Source organism: Pantoea sp. USHLN298, from assembly GCF_037149395.1.
GTDB lineage: Bacteria > Pseudomonadota > Gammaproteobacteria > Enterobacterales > Enterobacteriaceae > Pantoea > Pantoea astica.
The window spans coordinates 1-359 of sequence record NZ_JBBCRO010000022.1 but is presented as its reverse complement, the minus strand read 5'-3'; the positions used below and the strand labels follow the sequence as shown (position 1 = coordinate 359).

2 rRNA genes are annotated in these 359 nt (G+C 55.2%); both read left to right on the top strand.

The window, feature by feature from the left end:
* Window positions 1-83, top strand: a 23S ribosomal RNA gene (locus WFK59_RS21990); the annotation flags it as partial.
* 201 nt (window positions 84-284) lie between these two features.
* Window positions 285-359, top strand: a 5S ribosomal RNA gene (rrf, locus tag WFK59_RS21985); the annotation flags it as partial.

Genomic DNA, 359 nt, shown 5'->3' with positions numbered 1-359 from the left:
GACGACGACGTTGATAGGCCGGGTGTGTAAGCGCAGCGATGCGTTGAGCTAACCGGTACTAATGACCCGTGAGGCTTAACCTTACAACGCCAGAGGCGTTTTTGAGAGACACGATTTTCAGCTTGTTTTCCGGATAATTATTTGCGGAAACGAAAGATTTTGCGGCGTGACAGGGCGCAGAGCGATGACGTCAGCGGGAGCATACAGAAGTATGTGACCGGTGCGGCTGAGCGATGGCAACGCGGTCACGGCAGAAAAGGTTCGTTTCGTGCACAAAGAATTTGCCTGGCGGCTGTAGCGCGGTGGTCCCACCTGACCCCATGCCGAACTCAGAAGTGAAACGCCGTAGCGCCGATGGT